This window comes from Herbiconiux daphne (assembly GCF_024979295.1).
GTDB lineage: Bacteria > Actinomycetota > Actinomycetes > Actinomycetales > Microbacteriaceae > Herbiconiux > Herbiconiux daphnes.
In genome coordinates, this window is sequence record NZ_JANLCJ010000035.1 from 1 (window position 1) to 2,999 (window position 2,999).

Here is a 2,999-nt window from a genome sequence, read left to right on the forward strand (position 1 = left end):
GTCATAGATGTTTCATGTGTCAGACACCAACGACAATACACCTTTTGGGTTGTGTTCAATTCAATGTCTGTATGCCTGTGTTTCGGCAGTAAGGTTGTCAATCTCAATTCCACCATGTGCCTCTGTAAGAATTTCTTTGAAGAAGGCAGTTGATGAAGAAGCTATTGAGTGTTCTGTTGCGATTACACTTGAACCTTTTCTATTAAACTCTAGTAAAGCAGGCAAGTTATCCGTCCCATCAAAATTATGTAAATGCCCCATACCGACAAGTTGTGCGGCATGTGTGCCCATAACTCCCCTTTGTGAAAAGTCATGTGCTTGGAAATTGACAAATGATAGGTCTGTTCCCGTTTTCTCCGCCCATCTTGCTAGTTGCAGCTTAATGGCATGAGAGGTTGTTGATGCCGTAATGATAGGTCACAGTTCGGCAGAAAGTTTCGTCTCAAGGTAATTTACTAGTCAAGCAAATCTTTTATCTGTGTTGTGGAAAGTGATTACAGGCAATTTATAAGGAGACAATGTCCCTTCTGGCAATGCCCTGAACTCAATAGGCAGTTTACCCAACTTGTGAAGTTCAATGAAGTGACTTGTGTCAAAGTTTGAAACACCGATATACTTTTGAATCAGTTTGCTGTATTCAACGGCAATTTTTTTAGCATCAGTTTCTGACAACTTGAAGAATTCATCTCACTCTTTTCTGATTAGGTCAACGACATATCTCATACCATGGGCAACGACATAACCTAAGTTTGGTTTTGCTCAATTACCTGAACGCGGTGTAAGGTTTGAGAACATCAAAGTCGTTTCCTTTGGGTAAAGTGTACGGTGCCCGGTTTTATATCCATCCGTTGACAGTAATGTAAGTAAAATGTTTTTATTCATTATTTAACCTTCCCTTTCTTGACTAATTTATCAAGTTCCTGCTCATCCTTTAGATGTTGAATGTCATACCTGTCAATCTTGTATCCACCGTTAAGCACGACAACCTTGTCAATGTCTCCAAGGACTTCCTTGTAAATATCAACTACATTGTCATTGTGGTTTATGATTAGGACAACTTCCTTAGCACCGGCAGACTTAAGCTCCTTGGCAACATGTTTGAATGTCCCGAAGTAAGTTCCAATGTCATCTACAATGAAACATTTTTTATTTTTAACATATGTATCAAGTTCTTCAAATTTAGTAAATTCTAATTCTCCAGTTTCGGCATTTCTAACTTTATTGAATGTTATTGTATCTATTTTTTCTACAAAACCAGGCAATGGGTTGGTTAATATTGATAAGTCAAATCTTTTTGTAGAACCATAATCCGGAAATACAACAACATCATCGTATGCGGTGTCTTCCATAGCGGACCTAAATAAGTGTGTAGTGCCAGCGTCAGGTTCTTCAACATTGTGTGGCAACCTTGTTTTAATATCCAAGTTTGTGAATGACTTATACACACAATCCATTTGCACTTCACCGATAAGTTTTGCTTTATCTTGTCTAAGTCAAGGAATGAAATCAGTTTTCACAATTTGCTTTTTGTTTTCAATTCTTGAATATAGTTTGCCATTTTTTGTTGTGTATTTGACTTCTTTTGCCTGATACTTCCCTGCAATGGCATTCAGTTGAATGAAACCAACCAATTCTTCCGATGGGTTCTTGAAGTTGTCCCCGTTTGCAAATGTCTCAAATGTCAGTCAAGTTATTTCTCCGGTTAGATTTTTCTTTAAGATAATTTTAAATTCACCATTTGGGAATCTAACCAATTCAAAATCTCTTTTTGTCAATGGTAATGTTTTACTCATTTTGTTCTCCTTTGTTTAGAAATTTAATGCCCATCATAAAGCATTGATAGTTAATAGTGATATGAATATTAAAGATATTGCAAATAATCATTCAACAAATTCAAAGTGTAATTTAATTTTTTCTTGATTATGCCACAGTCATTTAAATGTTCTGTCTTTATTTTGTTTCATAAACTTTATGATTTGGTCATACTCATTTTTAGTTGCCTCAATAATTTTTAAGTCTATATTTTTATTTAACCTATCAGGATTTTCTAAATCTTTAATAATCTTTTTGCGTTGCTTTTCTAAGTGATTAACATGCAAATTGTAAAGTCTATTTGTTCATTTCATTTTTAACTATTCCTTTCTATACAAATACATTATAAGGTAATAGCGTCAATTTGAAACCAACTTTCCCTTTTATTTTTAAATTTCCGTTCATAGCACGATTATAAACGATAGCTTCATAAGTGTTGTTTTCGCCAATCACTTTGATATGGTCAAACACACAATATGATTTGCTATGCTTGTAATCAAACCTTGTTAATAGGACGTCATTGAAACTGTCATAAACATATCTTGCTGTTGATATTGGGTTTTTGGGGTTCGGCGGAATATAATCAACCGAGAAGTTATAAAGTATGAAATCTATTATTCTTTCTTTTGTCATTTTCCCTTTGGGCGATGATTGGCAATATCTGGAAGGTTATCATCTGCCTTACATAGATTGATTCAGCAGTCATAACATCATAAATTATGTTTTCATAATAGTTATTCCGTTTGAGTTTTCTGTTGTTTTGTTTATGGTGTGCCTGCTGTCATCTAAGGAAATCAATATATTCCTTCAACATTTTAGTGCTCTTGTTCATATTCATCTCCCCGCAAATTTTTGACCTTTATGGCATTTGCCATCAGTCATGTGCTGCCTAACACTCCGCCAATATATTGTGGTTCTTCATAGGTTTCGGCATATTTGATGCCCTCAACCCTTTTGAATGGTCTTCTAACGTCATAGAGAATTTTTCTCCTGTGTTGCCTTTTCCCCACAACCTCATACACAAGACCAGCCCTATATTTATCTTTTGTCAGTTTGATGAACTCACCAACTTCGGCAATGAACTCCTGTTGTTCGTCAATGCTAATATTCAGGTTCATCCATCAACCCCTTAAAGTATTCCAATTTCTTTAGTTTTCCCAAAGTTTCCATTAAGGCATTTTCAACAT

Annotated in this window: 5 protein-coding genes; all 5 read right to left on the reverse strand. The window is 35.2% G+C overall.

The window, feature by feature from the left end; all coding sequences use genetic code 11:
* Positions 1-60: 60 nt before the first annotated feature.
* On the reverse strand, positions 61-414 hold the full coding sequence (locus N1032_RS22320; protein ID WP_310795986.1) for a hypothetical protein: 354 nt from the start codon (positions 412-414) through the stop codon (positions 61-63).
* 45 nt (positions 415-459) lie between these two features.
* A complete protein-coding gene (locus tag N1032_RS22325) occupies positions 460-672 on the reverse strand; it encodes a hypothetical protein (RefSeq protein ID WP_259542448.1) in 213 nt (70 codons plus the stop codon).
* A gap of 209 nt (positions 673-881) precedes the next feature.
* Positions 882-1,349 carry a ribose-phosphate diphosphokinase gene (locus N1032_RS22330; protein ID WP_259542450.1) on the reverse strand — a complete coding sequence of 156 codons (468 nt, stop codon included), beginning with the start codon at positions 1,347-1,349 and terminating at the stop codon, positions 882-884.
* A gap of 582 nt (positions 1,350-1,931) precedes the next feature.
* Positions 1,932-2,099 (reverse strand): hypothetical protein, encoded by a 168-nt coding sequence (locus tag N1032_RS22335; protein WP_259542458.1) that lies wholly within the window; start codon positions 2,097-2,099, stop codon positions 1,932-1,934.
* A gap of 591 nt (positions 2,100-2,690) precedes the next feature.
* Positions 2,691-2,930 (reverse strand): hypothetical protein, encoded by a 240-nt coding sequence (locus N1032_RS22340; RefSeq protein ID WP_259542460.1) that lies wholly within the window; start codon positions 2,928-2,930, stop codon positions 2,691-2,693.
* Positions 2,931-2,999: the final 69 nt, after the last annotated feature.